We start from the raw sequence: 15,273 nt of genomic DNA on the forward strand, positions 1-15,273 counted from the left end.
GTAAAGTGCCTTTTTATTAACTCAAATATAATTAATTACAGCGCGTTAAACAAATCATCTGTTTTAGCGGCACAAATAAAATCGTTTTTATGCAAACCTTTAATTGAATGGCTCCACCAAGTAACAGTTACTTTACCCCATTCGGTTAATAGACCAGGGTGATGGCCTTCATCTTCAGCCATATCGCCAACTTTATTGGTAAATGCAATAGCCTGCTTAAAGTTTTTAAACTTATAAACGCGCTCTAATTGCATAATACCGTCGCGTACTTCCGGCACCCAATCAGGGATTTTTTTAATTAATTCAGCCAATTCTGCATCTGATACTTTTGGAGCATCTGCATGACAGGCTTCACATTTTTGTTCACTTAATGAAGACATTTTAAATCCTTAATTCTAGTGTTACTTTTATTAAAAAACTAACTAGCTAATTTTTCTTTTGGGGGAAATTTCGGCTCGTGTAAACCAAGCGCCTTAGCTTGCTCAACTAAAGTCATTATATCCATTTGCGATATTTCAAACAGATCATGAATCGAATTAATGGTGTAGTACAGCGGCTGCATAATATCAATACGGTATGGCGTGCGCAGCACATCTAGCACATTCATTGGATTAATTTCTGGTGTATCTGAATACACGTATTGGGTTTCTCCTGGGCTTGATAAAATACCGCCCCCGTAAATACGTAATCCTTTTTCAGTTTGCATCAAACCAAATTCGACCGTAAACCAATACATGCGCGCTAAATAAACGCGGTCTTTTTTCTCTGCCGCGTAACCTAGTTGCCCGTACTTATGCGTAAATTCAGCAAAGTCAGGATTTGTTAGCATGGCACAGTGGCCGAATATTTCATGAAAAATATCTGGCTCTTGTAAATAATCAAATTCTTCACGGCTACGAATAAACGTAGCAACAGGAAACTGCTTGTTGGCCAGTAGTCTAAAAAACTCATCAAAGTCGATAAGTGCAGGTACAGGTGCTACTTGCCAACCTGTTGTTGCCAATAACACTTCGTTTAGCTCACTTAGCTGTGGAATACGATCATGCGGTAGGTTAATTTTTTTTAACCCTTCCATGTACTCGTTACAGGCTTTGCCTTCAATGCACGCAAGTTGGCGTGCTACAAGCTCAGACCAAATTTTATTTTCTTCATCGCTCCAATGTATAACGCCATTTTCATCTGGTGTTTTAGAGGTGTAATTACTTGCTTTAGCCATAAATACCTTCTTTGGGTTTAAACCCTAAATCGGTGTCAAAATAATAGCCACATGCTCGGCTATTCGATGTAGCCATACTATGCAAAAGTGAACAAAAGTTTAATAGCTTGACTCAGATCAATACTTTCGCATATTGCACAGATCGTAAATTTATAATTACATCAGAGCAAAGATAAAAACACACCCTATATTTAACAGTACTTACAGATCGAAATCACTGTAAACAATAAATTACACGTTACGATATTTTAGTAAATGCTTGGTTGAGATCGTTAATAATATCATTAACATCTTCAAGCCCAACAGATAAGCGAATTAAACCATCACTAATTCCGGCTGCTAATCTTTCTTCGGGTGTGTAAGGCGAATGGGTCATCGATGCAGGGTGTTGAATAAGTGTTTCGGCATCGCCTAAGCTAACCGCTAAAGTACATAGCTTCATGCTATCAATAAACTGCTCACCGTCGGTTAAACTCCCTTTAATTTCAAAAGCAATAACACCGCCAGCAGCTTTCATTTGCTTACCAATAAACCGATGACCTGGGTGCGACTTCAGTCCAGGATAGTACACTTTACTCACTTGAGGGTGAGCCTCTAAATATTCAGCAATTGTTTGCGCACTCTGGCAATGACGCTCTACCCGTATAGCTAATGTTTTTAAGCCTCGGTTAATTAACCATGCATCGTGTGGGCTAATCGTCGCGCCTATATCTTTTAACACCGTCATTTTAATATGTGTAATGTGCTCAAGGGATCCACACACAATACCTGCGACTACATCGCCGTGACCATTTAAATACTTGGTAGCACTGTGCATAATAATATCGATGCCGTATTGTTTAGGTGACTGTAGCAGCGGCGTTAAAAAGGTATTGTCGACCACACTTATTAAATTATGCTGTTTTGATACATCACCAATAAGTGCTAAATCAATAACGGCCATCGTTGGGTTTATCGGGGTTTCTGCAAATATCATTTTTGAGTTTGGCTTTATTGCAGCACGTAACTCATCTTCATTGGTCATATCCACAAAGGTGACTTCAATGCCCCAACGCGGCAACATATGCGCAAAAAAAGCAAAGGTGCAACCATAAAGCGCACTTGATGCAACTAAGTGATCGCCTTGTGATAAAAAGCTCAGTACTGAAGCCGATACCGCTCCCATACCTGTAGCCGTTGCCGCTGCAGCCTCACAGCCCTCTAATTGCGCCACTTTTTGTTCAAGTTCAGTGGTGGTAGGGTTACCCAAACGCGTATAAATATAACCTGGCTCATCGCCAGCAAACCGTGCAGCACCTTGGGCGGCATTTTCAAAATGAAATGTCGATGTTTGGTATAATGGCGAGGTTAATGCGCCATGGGGATCGTTGGCTTTTTGTGGGCCATGGATACATTGGGTGTGTGGATGATGCTTGCTCATTGTGTGCTCTCGTTTTTATTATGTGTGTCAATTACATAAATAAAACGCACCGCACTTTAAATCACAAGCATGCCGGATGCTCAGATGGCTATTTGTGCAAACTTTACTCAAAAAGCTGTACACAAATATTGCCAACTATTTACTCTCCGCTCTCTTAGTGCGACTCATAATTTTACTCGCAATCCCTTGAACAGTGCCTTTTAACAAGCTGCGTTTATTTTCAAGACGCGGTAAGGGTCGGCTTAATTCCATGGCTTTATAGCCTATACGAGCTGTAAATATACCCGCACTGACGCCTTGCGCGGCTCGCCCTGAAAGTTTGCCTAATAGCTCAGCACTAAGTGCCGTGGCCGCTAAATCAGATACAAGCTCTGCACTGCCTACAAACATGACTTGTTTTAACAGCATTCGATAGAGTTTAATTCGACTGGCGTAACCAAAACCAATGCCATAAATTTTACCTATTTGTTCAATTAATTTTGTACCGCGCCATAGCACAGCTATCATATCCACCAGCGCAAGAGGGCTTAATGCGACTAATAAGGCTGACTCTGTTGCAAAGCGGTTTATAAGCTTTTTAGCTTGGGTGTCTTGCGTTACCAGTAGGCTATTAGCGTAAAGTGTCATTATTTCTTTATCACTATGGTGCGTAGCAACTTGGTTTTTAAAGTTTTCAAAATTATCTAACTGCTGGTGCTTGTTCAATTTTTCAAGCCAAGGGAGTGCACCACCCACTTGCTCACTGTTTAATAGCCTATCGGCTTCATGGCGATGCAGCTGATTACGCTTTAAACTGCGCAACATCCGATACTCTCGCCATAACAATCTTGTTATTAATAGCAGAGCGCTTACCACGGCGGTTAAATAAACACTGCCCAAAATAAGCGATTGCTGATAAGCAAGCACAATAGAAAACCCAAACTCTAGCAGTACTAAAATAATAAAGCTGAGCGCAAACAAGCCTTTGAGCGTTTGCCATTTTGACTTTTTATACACCGGCTCTAAATCAACTTCAGGCTCAAGCGCATCATCCTCAAGCTCAGAGGTGTAATCACTTTGTCCGTGTTCAATAATTTTAGCAGGTGTTAACGCAGGCTCGTTTTGCTCAATACTTTGTGCACTAATACGACGCCCTGCTTGAAACTGTTGCGTTGACTCACTCATGTTAATTTATCTCCTAGCAAGTACTGCATCACATGATCTAATCGAATATGTTTAAGTTGCTTGTCGGGGCTTGGCATCGGCGAAAATGACAAAAATTCAAACCCTTGCGCTGGCCACTCACTTTTATTAAGCATTCTACTTGGCGGCTCTGGTGGTAAATAAGTCAGCCACTCATCCTCGTTTAAAGGTTTACCGTAAACGCAATCAAGGGTTTGACCTTTATCAACCACTTGGCGAGGTTGGGTTGCGGTAATTGATGACATAGCCATAGTTTCAATTTGTACACCATCAAACTTTAAATGATTACTTTGCTCTTTAACCAGCGAGTCTAGTAACAAGGCTAACGCTTTATGATGCTTAGCACTGATGTGATCTGACTTATTAGCCGCAAACAATATTTTATCAATATTCGGTTTGAATAAACGTTTAAAAAAGCCAGACTCCCCATAACTAAAATGTGCCAACAATTGATTAATAACACGGCTTTGCTCATGCAACGTTTCATGGCCTTCATTTAATGCACTGAGTACATCAACCAACACAATTTGGCGGTCAAAATGACGAAAATGCTCATTATAAAATGGCTTAACGACTTCTTTCACGTAAGCATTAAAACGTTTAATTAAATGCGCTAAATTAGAACCCGCCACCACATCGTCTTTCATCATTTCAGGGTTTATTGGAAAAAATAACAATAACGGCGCACCTTGCAAGTCGCCTGGCATTAACATTCGCCCGGGTTGTAACATCGCAAGTTTAGTGTCTTTTTTTAGCCCTACTAGCATGCGTTGATAAAGTTGTGCAATGTTAGCAAGCTCACTTTCATCCACAGGCGCATGTAAATCAAGTTGCTTTACAGCGTGTAAAAAATCGCCTGAGGTAGCGCTGCGAGGAGACTGATTTAATAATGGGTATTGCTGTTCACACCACGCAGTATAGCTTTGTTCAAGCATAGGTAAATCGAGCAGCCATTCGCCTGGATAGTCAATAATATCAAGGTATAACGTTGATTGCGGTGAAAAATGACCTCGCAGACCCGCATTACTTTGGTATTTAATCGCCAAGCGCAGGGTATTTATTCGCTCTGTAGACGCCGGCCATGCAGGATCACCTTCCATTGGCAGTAAAGCATTTATTGCACGGTTATAGTCAAAGGTGGGCACGTTTAATGCCTCTTGCGGCACAATTTTAGTGGCAATATGACGATGCTCGCGCATCACATCAAAAAAAGGTAAGTTGTTGTCATTCGCCTGAGAGGTTAAGTGCTTAACTAACGCACTGATAAACGCGGTTTTACCACTGCCGCTCAACCCCGTTACGGCAAGCTTAACATGTTGGTCTAAACTACGGTGCAGGGCTTTTTGTGCTTTGCCTTTAAAGGTTTTAAAGGTCTTTTTTGCAAATGATTGGCTCATAAAGTGTTTTGCACCCTATCTGCCGTAATTGTTCACGTTACAAACAAGGTGCTTATCAATCCTTTAAAGTTTATTAATTTCACGACTGACCGTAAATTCGCTTGAGGTAACGTAACGTTCCATCTCTTGTAAGCGAACATCAACACGTGTTAAACGCTCTTTTAAGTCTTGTAATGCACGACGAGGTGGCTCGCCCTTTTGCCATACTTTAAACTTAACTTCTAGTGGGTCATCACTATAAGTTGAATGCGTTTTATGTGTTGCAGCAGGCTTTTTATCTAAAATAAACCATGCTGCAATGTACGCTACCACAAATAATGGGCCACCGGTTAGTAGTACCGCACTAACAAATATAATGCGAACTAACCATAACTCCATATTAAAGTAGTCACTTAAACCGGCACATACGCCAGCTATTTTGCCGCGTTGTGGGTCTCTGAATAATTCGCGTTTAGTGTTCATACTTTTTGTCTCCACTGAGGTGACTCTTGATCAAGCAACGCTTCTAATGTTTCTACTCTATCAGCCATTTTTTCAGCTTTTTGTGCAAGCTCCAATAATTGGCGGTGCTCATGCTCACTCAACCCTTGGCTTACTTGCTTTTTGCTACGGTAGTGTAAAATTAACCACAGTGGCGCAACAAAAATCATAAATAAGATAAAGGGGGCAACTAGTATCTCTGGATCAAACATAATCCTCTCCTGACAATCCGTATTCTATGTTGATGTCAGGGGCACGTGGCCCCTGATATTATCGTTTTATTTATTTGCGAGTTTCTTTTTAAGTTCAGCTAACTCGTCATCAATCTTTTCATTCTTTTGTAAGTCTGCAATTTCATCAGCTAACGTTTGTTTACCTAAATCATAAGACTCTATTTGAGATTCTAGCCCATCAATTTTGGTTTCGTAACGTTCAAAGCGATTAAGTGCATCCTCTACTTTAGAACTATCAAGCGCTTTTTTAACTTCAAGGCGCGACTCAGCCGAGCGTTGACGTAAAATAATCGCTTTTTGACGTGCCTTAGCATCTGCTAGCTTTTCTTGTAGCGTAGTAACCTCTTGTTGTAGCTTCTCAATATGAGACTCTACATGGTCAAGTTCACTTTCTACCGCAGCAACTGCGTCGGCTGATTTTTGCTTTTCAAGTAATGCTGAGCGTGCTAAATCGTCACGATCTTTGCTCAGTGCCAGTTCGGCTTTGTCTTGCCAATCGTTTACTTGGGCTTTTAGTGTATCTACGCGACGTACTAATTCTTTTTTCTCAGCGAGTGTTTTTGCTGATGTAGAGCGAACCTCTACCAGTGTATCTTCCATCTCTTGGATAATAAGACGAACCATTTTTTCAGGGTCTTCTGCTTTATCTAAAATGGCATTGATATTAGAATTAACAATGTCTGCAAAACGTGAAAAAATTCCCATAACATATACCTCTATTATTTAATCTAAATGTGTCTGCTTTTATTAGTATCAATATGCTTGCCAACTTTTTTAATTTTAAAATAGCAATAAATTTCAAACAGTTAAATCCAAATTACAAATTGCTTTTGTTATCAATCATAATGAAATACACTAACTGTTAGTAAAAATGACTAAGAGTTAGGAAATATGAGTCAATATCGCCAACAGGATAATTTGCTCGGCCAATCAGACAGCTTTTTATCGGTTCTTGATCAGGTATCGCAGCTAGCAAACCTAGATAAACCCGTACTTATTATTGGTGAACGTGGTACCGGTAAAGAGCTTATAGCAGCACGTTTACACTTTTTATCCAAGCGCTGGGATCAAAGTTACGTCAAACTCAACTGTGCGGCATTAAACGAAAATCTACTCGAAAGTGAATTATTTGGCCATGAAAGTGGTGCATTTACCGGCGCAAGTAAACGCCATGAAGGCCGATTTGAGCGGGCTAATAGCGGCACCTTATTTTTAGATGAGTTGGCAAATACTTCTGCCCTAGTGCAAGAAAAGCTATTAAGGGTAATCGAGTATGGTGAGTTTGAGCGTGTTGGCGGCAAACAAACGGTTAAAGTAGATACGCGCTTAGTCTGTGCGACCAATGAAGACTTACCGCATTTAGCGCAGCAAGGTGAATTCAGAAGCGATTTACTCGATAGGCTCGCATTTGATGTGATCACTCTACCGCCACTGCGCGAACGCCAAGACGATATTATGTTATTGGCTGAGCAATTTGCAATGAATATGGCACGCGACTTAGAGTGGGAGTTATTTAGTGGCTTTACTCGCAATGCACAAGAAAGTTTACTTAGTTATGAGTGGCCGGGTAATGTGCGTGAGCTTAAAAATGTGGTGGAGCGAAGCCTTTATCGCCACGGCAATGAACACATCCCTGTGCATAAAATTATTTTAGACCCATTCGAAAGCCGCTTTAGACCTAAAGCACGTATTAAACATACACAAGCCCCTGTTGCTGTGCAAAATGAAGTTGTTAATACCCAGCCCACAGAAGCGCCTGTAACACCGAGTTTGAGTAACGCAGAACCTGAGTTTCCTTGTGACTTAAAAACACTCTCTAATGAATTTGAGATCACATTAATAAAAAAAGCATTAGAACATAGCCAATTTAATCAAAAGAAGACTGCAGAAGTACTTGGTTTAACGTATCATCAATTACGTGGTTATTTGAAAAAATACAATTTGCTGGAATAGTAGAGGTTGTGCGGGTGCATAAATTATTACTTGCTTTATTATCATTGAGTTTAGTAGGTTGCATTGATAGTAAAGAAGAAATCTTAGAAGAAAAAAACCAAGGCCTCGTTTATTGCGCTGAGGCAAATCCTGTGTCGTTCAATCCACAAGTCACAACCACAGGATCAACGATCGATATTATTGCTAACCAGTTGTACGACCGGTTAATTAGTATTGACCCTGTGACCGCTGAATTTAAAAGCGAACTAGCCACCGACTGGAAAATTAGCAAAGACGGTAAGTCTGTCACTTTTACTCTGCGCAAAGGGGTTAAATTTCATACCACCGCGTATTTTACTCCAACACGCGAATTTAACGCTGATGATGTCATTTTCACTTTCAGTCGTTTATTTGATGTATACAACCCCTATCACTTTGTCGGTGATGCGAATTACCCCTACTTTCAAAGTGTGGGTATTGACCAACTTATTCGTAAAATTGTCAGGGTGTCTGATCACCAAGTTCGGTTTGAATTATTTAACGCAGAAAGCAGTTTTTTAGCGAATATGGCGACCGATTTCGCAGTGGTGCTCTCTAAAGAATATGCCATGGCGCTCAAAGCCAACAACCAAGAAAACCTATTTGATCAATATCCAGTTGGCACCGGTCCTTATATTTACAAAGAATACCGACGAGACCATTTAGTACGCTTTTATAAAAACGCTGACTATTGGAAACACGAGGTGGCACTTGAGCAGTTGGTGTACGACATTACCCCTAATGGCACAACGCGTATTGCTAAAATTCTTACCAAAGAGTGTGACGTAACTGCGCATCCTAGCAGTGCACAGTTAAGTATTTTAGCTCAGCGAGATGATATTAACGTTGAAAGGGAAACCAACTTAAACATAGGTTATTGGGCATTTAATACCGAACGCCCTCCGTTTGATAACTTAAAAGTACGCCAAGCCTTAGTGCATGCCATTGATATAGAAAAAATAATGCAGGCAGTTTACTACGGTAATGGACTTCGTGCGCGGTCAATACTACCACCCACGTCGTGGGCGTTTGAACCACAAAAAAACATGCCTATTTTTGACCCACAACTGGCAAAAAAACTATTAACTGAAGCGGGTTATGAAAAAGGGTTTGATATGAGCATTTGGGCTATGCCTGTCAGCCGTATTTATAACCCTAATGCACGAAAAATGGCAGAGCTGATGCAAAGCGATTTACGCAAAATTGGCGTTAACGTTAATATTGTCGAGTATGAGTGGAACACCTTTATTCAACGCATAGGCGAGCACCGTCACGACAGTGTATTATTAGGTTGGGCAGCAGATACGCCTGATCCTGATAACTTTTTTAGCCCGTTACTTAGCTGCACCGCGACCTTCAGTGGCAAAAACCCAGCGAACTGGTGTAATCCTGAATTTGATTTACTGTTAACTAAAGCTCTCGATACGACCGATTTAAATTTACGTAAACAATATTACGACGCTGCACAAAGTATGATCATCGAACAATTACCCTTATACCCAATAGCCCACGGCATGCGTTTTCAGGCAAGTAGTGCTGATGTTGAGGGGATCACACTCGGGCCATTTGGCGCTATTTCATTGGCTAACGCGAGGAAGAAGTAATGTTATTCGATTATATTTTACGCCGCCTCGGATTGTTATTTTTCATGGTGTTATTACTGAGTATTTTTACTTTTTCGCTGAGCTACTTATTCCCTGGCGATCCACTGAGTAACTTAAGCGGCATACCAGACACTAATTTTACTCAAAATGCACAGCTAGAAGAAAAGTACCTGTTTAACAGTAACTACTTTATGCAGTACATTGCCTTTGTTGGGCGAATAGTACAAGGCGATTGGGGCGTGTCGTTTGCCTCAGGAGATAGTGTTTTTGCTCACGTGGTTGATTTAATTCCAGCGACCTTAGAGCTGAGTATTTATGCGTTAGTCATCTCGGTTGTAGTAGGCGTGCCTGTCGGGATTTTAGCATCGGCTTATCATAAACAATGGCCTGATAAATTAATTAGCTCAACAGCTATGGTTGGCTATTCTATGCCTATTTTTTGGCTCGCGTTATTACTAATTATGGTTTTTTCGCTCAAACTTGGTTGGTTTCCTATGTCGGGGCGAGTGAGCTTATTGTATGAAATACCTGCCAGTACGGGGTTTATCTTACTGGATATTTTACTAGCTGATTTTCCCTACAATGGCATGGCAATGCTTGATGCACTGCATCACCTAACGTTACCCACCATTGTACTGGCTATGTATCCGACTACTGTATTGGTGCGCTTTACTCGCGAATCAATGTTAAAAGTAATGGATCAAAACTTTATCAAAACAGCTCGCGCCAAAGGCCTTAACCGTGGACAGCTTATTATTCATCACGCCCTGAGAAATGCATTACTGCCAGTCATAAAGCAAATAGGTTTGCAATTTAGCACCTTAATCACCCTTGCTATGATCACCGAGGTTATTTTTTCATGGCCGGGGATTGGCCGTTGGTTAATAGACAGTATTTATCAACGTGACTACCCTGCCATACAAGGGGGGTTAATGGCCGTTTCTTTTTTTATTATTATTGCCACAATTATAGCTGAACTAACATACACCCTACTCGATCCTCTGTCTCGGAACCAAGCGCATGGCAAAGTTTAATTTATTTTCAGAAGATTCAAATAAATCGCCATTAGCGAGACTATGGCGAAAATTTAAAAATAACCATCCTGCTTTGGTGGGTTTATGGGTGTTTATTGCCTTTAGTATATTAGCTGCAACAGCGCCGTTTCTTGCGCCCTATGGAGTAAACCAACAGCACAGTAATGCACTACTGCTGCCACCTTCATGGAATGAAATGGGCGATGTGCGGTTTATTTTAGGCACCGATGACTTAGGCCGAGATGTGCTTTCACGCTTAATGAATGGCGCGACTTATACATTTGGCTTGTCGGTCGTGGCTGCACTAATTACCACCATAATTGGTGTGTTAGTCGGTACATTTGCTGGTATTAGCAAAGGCATACGCTCTAGCTTTTTGAACCATTTACTTGATGTAACCTTGTCTATCCCCTCATTATTATTGGCCATTATTATTATTGCCATACTCGGTCCTGGATTAATGAATACCGTTTGGGCAATTATTTTAGCGCTGTTACCACAGTTTATTCATTCCATTAGAAACCTAATCGTTGATGAGCTAGGTAAAGATTATGTCACAGCGTACCGGCTCGATGGGGCCTCTAAGTGGCATATTTTATCGCGCGGTATTTTTCCTAATGTGTATGAATATATTGTGGTTATTTTTACTATGGCCCTCTCTACTGCTATTTTAGATATTGCTGCGCTAGGGTTTTTAAAACTTGGCGCACAGCCGCCGACCACTGAATGGGGTGCTATTTTGGCCGAAAACTTAGGGCTTATTTATTTAGCGCCATGGACAGTGGCTCTTCCGGGTGTACTGCTATTTTTAGCCGTTCTTTCAACAAACTTGGTGGGCGATGGACTTCGCAAAGTTTTACAAGCGCGTAAGGCCGATTAAATGCATTTACTAGATATTCGAAACTTAACCATAGAGCTGCAAACGTCTGAAACCGCTATTCGCGCTGTTGACCGGGTAAGTTTTAGTTTAAAAGAAGGTGAAGTACACGCCTTAGTGGGAGAATCCGGCTCAGGAAAAAGCTTAATTGCAAAAGCCATTGTAGGCGTACTTAACGAACGCTGGGTTATAACCGCCGATAGAATGCATTGGCGCGGTGTCGATTTAATGCGCCTCACACCAGAGCAGCGCCGTAAAACCGTCAGCCAAGACATTGCAATGATTTACCAAGATCCAAGTCGCTGCCTTGACCCTACTGCAAAAATATTTAACCAAATCGCTGAAACACTGCCTGAAGTGGCCGCCAAAGGGTTTTTCTTAAAACGCAACCGAGAGCGTAAAGATCGTGTAAAAGCACTGATACACAAAGTGGGCATTAAAAATCATGAAGCCGTGCTTGATAGCTACCCTCATGAACTCTCTGAAGGCGTTTGTCAAAAAGTCATGATAGCCATGGCCATTGCGCGTACACCTAAATTGCTCATTGCTGATGAGCCAACAACCGCACTAGAAAGTACCACTCGTGCGCAGGTATTTCGATTATTAAAAAGTTTGAATCAGCTAAAGAATATGTCTATTTTGATGATTTCCCATGAGCTAGAAGAAATAGTAAATTGGTCACATGGTATTCATGTTTTGTATTGCGGACAAATGGTTGAAGCGGGTCCAACGCACCGTATTTTTAGCCAACCGCGTCATCCTTATACGCAGGCTTTATTAAAAAGCTTACCTGATTATGAGCACGGCTTAGCCCATAAAGAACCTTTTTATGCATTAAAAGGCACCATACCTACACTACAACATTTACCGATTGGTTGTCGTTTAGGACCGCGTTGCCCGCAAGCACAAAAAGAGTGTGTGGTTGCCCCTAAACTCTCTAAACACCACGGCCATAGTTACGCATGTCACTTTCCATTGATCAAGGAAGTAAAATAATGCAACCTTTGTTAAAAGTTCAAGCCTTATCAAAAGCCTTTAACATGCGTGCAGGCTTATTTAGCCGTAAAAAATTTGATGTACTAAAAAACATCTCATTTAGTATTGGTAAAGGTGAAACGATTGCCATTATTGGTGAAACCGGCTCAGGAAAAAGCACCCTAGCTAAATTGTTAGTTGGCGCATACAGTGCAGACAGCGGACAAATATTATTAGAAAATAACACCATTGAAAACAACGGCCAGCGCGATGCTCAGTGCCGTTATATCCGAATGATTTTTCAAGATTCGGCCACCTCGTTAAACCCAGCACTAACCATTGCAGAAATGCTCGACGATTGCCTAAAATTTAATACCGATTTTGATAAAGATCAGCGCAGTGAAAAAATTGGCAGTACTTTACTTAAGGTCGGTTTGCTGGTTGATCATCAACAATACTATCCGCATATGTTTAGTATTGGGCAATTACAGCGTATAGCGCTCGCTCGCGCACTTATTTTAGATCCCAAGGTTGTTGTACTCGATGAGGCACTTTCGTCGCTTGACCCCTCTGTGAGGGCGCAAATAGTTAACTTATTACTTAAATTACAGCTCGAAACCGGTTTAACCTATATTTTGATCACCCATCACTTAAGTTTAGTGCGTCATATTAGCGACCAATTAGTCGTTCTCAATAAAGGTGAAATTGTTGAATACGGTCCCACAGAAGCTATTTTTCAAAGCCCGCAGTCAAAGGTTACTCAACGCTTATTAAGCTGTTAATACAAAAACAAAAAAGGCGCCAATTGGCGCCTTTTATAGTTTAGCTATTATTTATTCCGCAGGTTGCGCTGCTTTTGGTACATTTAGTTCCGCTTGTTGCTTAAGCGACTCAATGAATACCGTATAGTTTTTCTGTGCTTGGGCCATCGTGATATTTTGCTTCATTTGTGGCTCAATGCTGTCACTCACTGGTGCATCCGTGACTGAGTTAAGCGCAACAATAGCAGCATCACCATTGTTTAAGTTAACTACATCATAAACTGCGCCATCACGTGGGTGCGCCATTTTAAATACTTGGGTAACAATAGCAGGCGAAACAGCAAAGCTTTCACGAGTAAGTTGCGACTCTTGACGAACGCTTAGTAACTGCTCAATAGCAACGTCGTTTAAGCTCTTACCGTCTTTGATTTGTGCAAATAAGGTACGTGCTTTTTCTTTAGCAAGATCCGACGCTTTTTCGTTTACTAAGCGTGTTTTAATTTGCTCGCTTACTTCGCTCAATGCTTTAGTTGCAGCCGGTTGATGCTCGTTAACACGAACCACAATCACGTGCTCATTACCTAGTTCGATTACTTCTGAGTTTACTTTATCTTCTAGTAATTCAACTGATGATAATGCGGTTATAACCGCAGGATTATTAAGTGGCTCAGGAAGCGCACTCAGTGCTAATAGCGGTGTAGATTGCACTTCAACACCCGCCACTTCAGCAGCATCGTCTAAGCGGTCAGAAATCTCAAATGCTAACGCACCCATTTCTGTTTGCTTCTCGTAAAACGCATCCACTTTTTCAGCTTGTTCAAGTTCAGCACGTAAATCGGCTTTCACGGCATCGTAAGGTTTAACTTGCTGCGATTGAATGTCTGTAAGTTTAATGATGTGATAACCAAATTCAGAGGCTACTACATCAGAGTAATCACCTTTGTTTTGCAGTGCAAAAGCAGCATCTTCAAATGCAGGCTCCATGACATCACGTTCAATCCACTCTAGGTCACCACCCATTTCGGCGCTAACAATATCATCTGACGACGATTCAGCTAATTGTGCAAAATCAGCACCCGCATTAAGCTGTGCTAATAAAGACTCAGCTTTCGCTTTTGCCGCATCGTCATCTTCACTGTTATCAATTAAGATATGTGATACACGACGTTTTTCAGGCTCAACATATTGCGCTTTACTCTGCTCATAATATGCTTTTACGTCGTCTTCGCTTACCGATGCAACATCGATATCATCTGCATCTAACTCAATGTAATTAACTGAAATAAGCTCTGGCGATAAAAATTGCCCTGCATTTAATTCGTAATAATCAGCCACTTCTTGATCAGTAACGTCAACATCAGCCTGCATTGCTTGTTTATCAATGACTAAATAATCAATGCTGCGAGTTTGTTGTTGCAGTGCAATGGCTGATTTAAGCTCGTTTTGCAATGCAAAGTCAGTTCCTGCAACCGCTGACACTAACTGGCTACGTGTCATATCATCACGAAGGTACTCTCGAAATGAATCAGGTTGGAAGTTCATTTGACGAATCACTTGTAAGTAACGGTCGTTATTAAACTGATCGCCAATTTTAAAATAAGGAAGCTCTAAAATTGTTTGACGAATACTTTCATCACTCACACGCAGACCCAGCTCAGTCGCTAACTGGCTTTGTAATTCTTGTTGTACTAAACGGTCAATCACGCCTTGACGTATTTGAGCCATATAAGTTGGATCGGCTGCTATTTGGGTAAAATATTCACCAAATTGTTGTTCTAAGCGGCTACGTTCATTTTGAAACGCACGGCTAAATTCTGTTTGGCTAATTTTAATTCCATTTACTTCAGCAACGGGTTGTTCTGTGGTTTGACCTAAGTAACTACCGATCCCAGCTAAGGCAAAAGATAAAATCACCGCGCCTAAAATGACTTTGGCTACCGGCCCTTGCGAACCTTCTCTGATTTTCTCAAGCATTTGTTTATCTCTTTTCTGACCAAGGTCTTTTCTACCTTGTCATATGTAAAAAAAGCGTATCTTACCAGATACGCTTTTTCACTTGAAGTAACTGGCGGTGAAGTAACTTAATTCATCGATTAGAATAATTAAGCGTATTGTTCACTCGC

Annotated in this window: 15 protein-coding genes; 6 read left to right on the forward strand and 9 right to left on the reverse strand. The window is 41.1% G+C overall.

Features of this window, described 5'->3' with window-relative positions; translation table 11 throughout:
- Window positions 1–35 precede the first annotated feature (35 nt).
- The 8 genes from BM380_RS10890 to pspA form a co-directional block, all read right to left on the reverse strand.
- Window positions 36–380, reverse strand: a complete 345-nt coding sequence (locus BM380_RS10890; RefSeq protein WP_090494351.1) for a 4a-hydroxytetrahydrobiopterin dehydratase — start codon at window positions 378–380, stop codon at window positions 36–38.
- 38 nt (window positions 381–418) lie between these two features.
- Window positions 419–1,216: a phenylalanine 4-monooxygenase gene (gene phhA, locus BM380_RS10895; RefSeq protein WP_090494353.1), complete on the reverse strand. Its 798-nt coding sequence runs from the start codon at window positions 1,214–1,216 to the stop codon at window positions 419–421.
- Window positions 1,217–1,454: 238 nt separating this feature from the next.
- Window positions 1,455–2,636, reverse strand: coding sequence for a methionine gamma-lyase (megL, locus tag BM380_RS10900; protein ID WP_090494355.1), 1,182 nt, complete (start codon window positions 2,634–2,636; stop codon window positions 1,455–1,457).
- 135 nt (window positions 2,637–2,771) lie between these two features.
- Window positions 2,772–3,800, reverse strand: a complete 1,029-nt coding sequence (locus BM380_RS10905; protein ID WP_008467543.1) for a TIGR01620 family protein — start codon at window positions 3,798–3,800, stop codon at window positions 2,772–2,774.
- Complete coding sequence (locus BM380_RS10910; RefSeq protein WP_090494358.1) at window positions 3,797–5,215, reverse strand: YcjX family GTP-binding protein; 1,419 nt, start codon at window positions 5,213–5,215, stop codon at window positions 3,797–3,799. The genes BM380_RS10905 and BM380_RS10910 overlap by 4 nt, the downstream gene beginning before the upstream one ends.
- Before the next feature lie 63 nt (window positions 5,216–5,278).
- On the reverse strand, window positions 5,279–5,677 hold the full coding sequence (pspC, locus tag BM380_RS10915; RefSeq protein ID WP_013465440.1) for an envelope stress response membrane protein PspC: 399 nt from the start codon (window positions 5,675–5,677) through the stop codon (window positions 5,279–5,281).
- Window positions 5,674–5,907, reverse strand: a complete 234-nt coding sequence (gene pspB / locus BM380_RS10920; protein WP_008111014.1) for an envelope stress response membrane protein PspB — start codon at window positions 5,905–5,907, stop codon at window positions 5,674–5,676. The genes pspC and pspB overlap by 4 nt, the downstream gene beginning before the upstream one ends.
- 66 nt (window positions 5,908–5,973) lie before the next feature.
- On the reverse strand, window positions 5,974–6,633 hold the full coding sequence (gene pspA / locus BM380_RS10925) for a phage shock protein PspA (RefSeq protein ID WP_016899278.1): 660 nt from the start codon (window positions 6,631–6,633) through the stop codon (window positions 5,974–5,976).
- A 186-nt stretch (window positions 6,634–6,819) separates the two neighbouring features.
- Between pspA and pspF the strand changes: the two genes are divergently transcribed.
- Genes pspF through BM380_RS10955 form a run of 6 tightly spaced genes read left to right on the forward strand, consistent with a single transcriptional unit; the run spans window position 6,820 to window position 13,171 of the window.
- Window positions 6,820–7,881: a phage shock protein operon transcriptional activator gene (pspF, locus tag BM380_RS10930; protein WP_033104002.1), complete on the forward strand. Its 1,062-nt coding sequence runs from the start codon at window positions 6,820–6,822 to the stop codon at window positions 7,879–7,881.
- Window positions 7,882–7,895: 14 nt separating this feature from the next.
- Window positions 7,896–9,503: an ABC transporter substrate-binding protein gene (locus BM380_RS10935; RefSeq protein WP_013465443.1), complete on the forward strand. Its 1,608-nt coding sequence runs from the start codon at window positions 7,896–7,898 to the stop codon at window positions 9,501–9,503.
- A complete protein-coding gene (locus BM380_RS10940) occupies window positions 9,503–10,537 on the forward strand; it encodes an ABC transporter permease subunit (RefSeq protein ID WP_008111022.1) in 1,035 nt (344 codons plus the stop codon). The genes BM380_RS10935 and BM380_RS10940 overlap by 1 nt, the downstream gene beginning before the upstream one ends.
- Complete coding sequence (locus tag BM380_RS10945; RefSeq protein ID WP_013465445.1) at window positions 10,524–11,417, forward strand: ABC transporter permease subunit; 894 nt, start codon at window positions 10,524–10,526, stop codon at window positions 11,415–11,417. The genes BM380_RS10940 and BM380_RS10945 overlap by 14 nt, the downstream gene beginning before the upstream one ends.
- A complete protein-coding gene (locus BM380_RS10950) occupies window positions 11,418–12,410 on the forward strand; it encodes a peptide ABC transporter ATP-binding protein (protein WP_008111028.1) in 993 nt (330 codons plus the stop codon).
- Complete coding sequence (locus tag BM380_RS10955; protein ID WP_013465446.1) at window positions 12,410–13,171, forward strand: ATP-binding cassette domain-containing protein; 762 nt, start codon at window positions 12,410–12,412, stop codon at window positions 13,169–13,171. The genes BM380_RS10950 and BM380_RS10955 overlap by 1 nt, the downstream gene beginning before the upstream one ends.
- A gap of 51 nt (window positions 13,172–13,222) precedes the next feature.
- On the opposite strand, the gene ppiD is transcribed toward BM380_RS10955, so the two are convergent.
- The gene (gene ppiD / locus BM380_RS10960) at window positions 13,223–15,124 is read right to left on the reverse strand and encodes a peptidylprolyl isomerase (RefSeq protein WP_090494360.1); all 1,902 of its coding nucleotides are present in this window, start codon (window positions 15,122–15,124) and stop codon (window positions 13,223–13,225) included.
- Between the last annotated feature and the right edge of the window lie 149 nt (window positions 15,125–15,273).

Source organism: Pseudoalteromonas sp. DSM 26666 (assembly GCF_900116475.1).
GTDB classification, from domain to species: Bacteria; Pseudomonadota; Gammaproteobacteria; order Enterobacterales; family Alteromonadaceae; genus Pseudoalteromonas; species Pseudoalteromonas tetraodonis.

Bases quoted from the DNA above. Each gene is read 5' to 3' on its own strand.
- megL (WP_090494355.1), bottom strand. From the start codon at position 2,636: ATGAGCAAGCATCATCCACACACCCAATGTATCCATGGCCCACAAAAA.
- phhA (WP_090494353.1), bottom strand. From the start codon at position 1,216: ATGGCTAAAGCAAGTAATTACACCTCTAAAACACCAGATGAAAATGGC.
- pspB (WP_008111014.1), bottom strand. From the start codon at position 5,907: ATGTTTGATCCAGAGATACTAGTTGCCCCCTTTATCTTATTTATGATT.
- BM380_RS10940 (WP_008111022.1), top strand. From the start codon at position 9,503: ATGTTATTCGATTATATTTTACGCCGCCTCGGATTGTTATTTTTCATG.
- BM380_RS10945 (WP_013465445.1), top strand. From the start codon at position 10,524: ATGGCAAAGTTTAATTTATTTTCAGAAGATTCAAATAAATCGCCATTA.
- pspA (WP_016899278.1), bottom strand. From the start codon at position 6,633: ATGGGAATTTTTTCACGTTTTGCAGACATTGTTAATTCTAATATCAAT.
- pspF (WP_033104002.1), top strand. From the start codon at position 6,820: ATGAGTCAATATCGCCAACAGGATAATTTGCTCGGCCAATCAGACAGC.
- BM380_RS10910 (WP_090494358.1), bottom strand. From the start codon at position 5,215: ATGAGCCAATCATTTGCAAAAAAGACCTTTAAAACCTTTAAAGGCAAA.
- BM380_RS10905 (WP_008467543.1), bottom strand. From the start codon at position 3,800: ATGAGTGAGTCAACGCAACAGTTTCAAGCAGGGCGTCGTATTAGTGCA.
- BM380_RS10890 (WP_090494351.1), bottom strand. From the start codon at position 380: ATGTCTTCATTAAGTGAACAAAAATGTGAAGCCTGTCATGCAGATGCT.
- ppiD (WP_090494360.1), bottom strand. From the start codon at position 15,124: ATGCTTGAGAAAATCAGAGAAGGTTCGCAAGGGCCGGTAGCCAAAGTC.
- BM380_RS10955 (WP_013465446.1), top strand. From the start codon at position 12,410: ATGCAACCTTTGTTAAAAGTTCAAGCCTTATCAAAAGCCTTTAACATG.
- BM380_RS10950 (WP_008111028.1), top strand. From the start codon at position 11,418: ATGCATTTACTAGATATTCGAAACTTAACCATAGAGCTGCAAACGTCT.
- pspC (WP_013465440.1), bottom strand. From the start codon at position 5,677: ATGAACACTAAACGCGAATTATTCAGAGACCCACAACGCGGCAAAATA.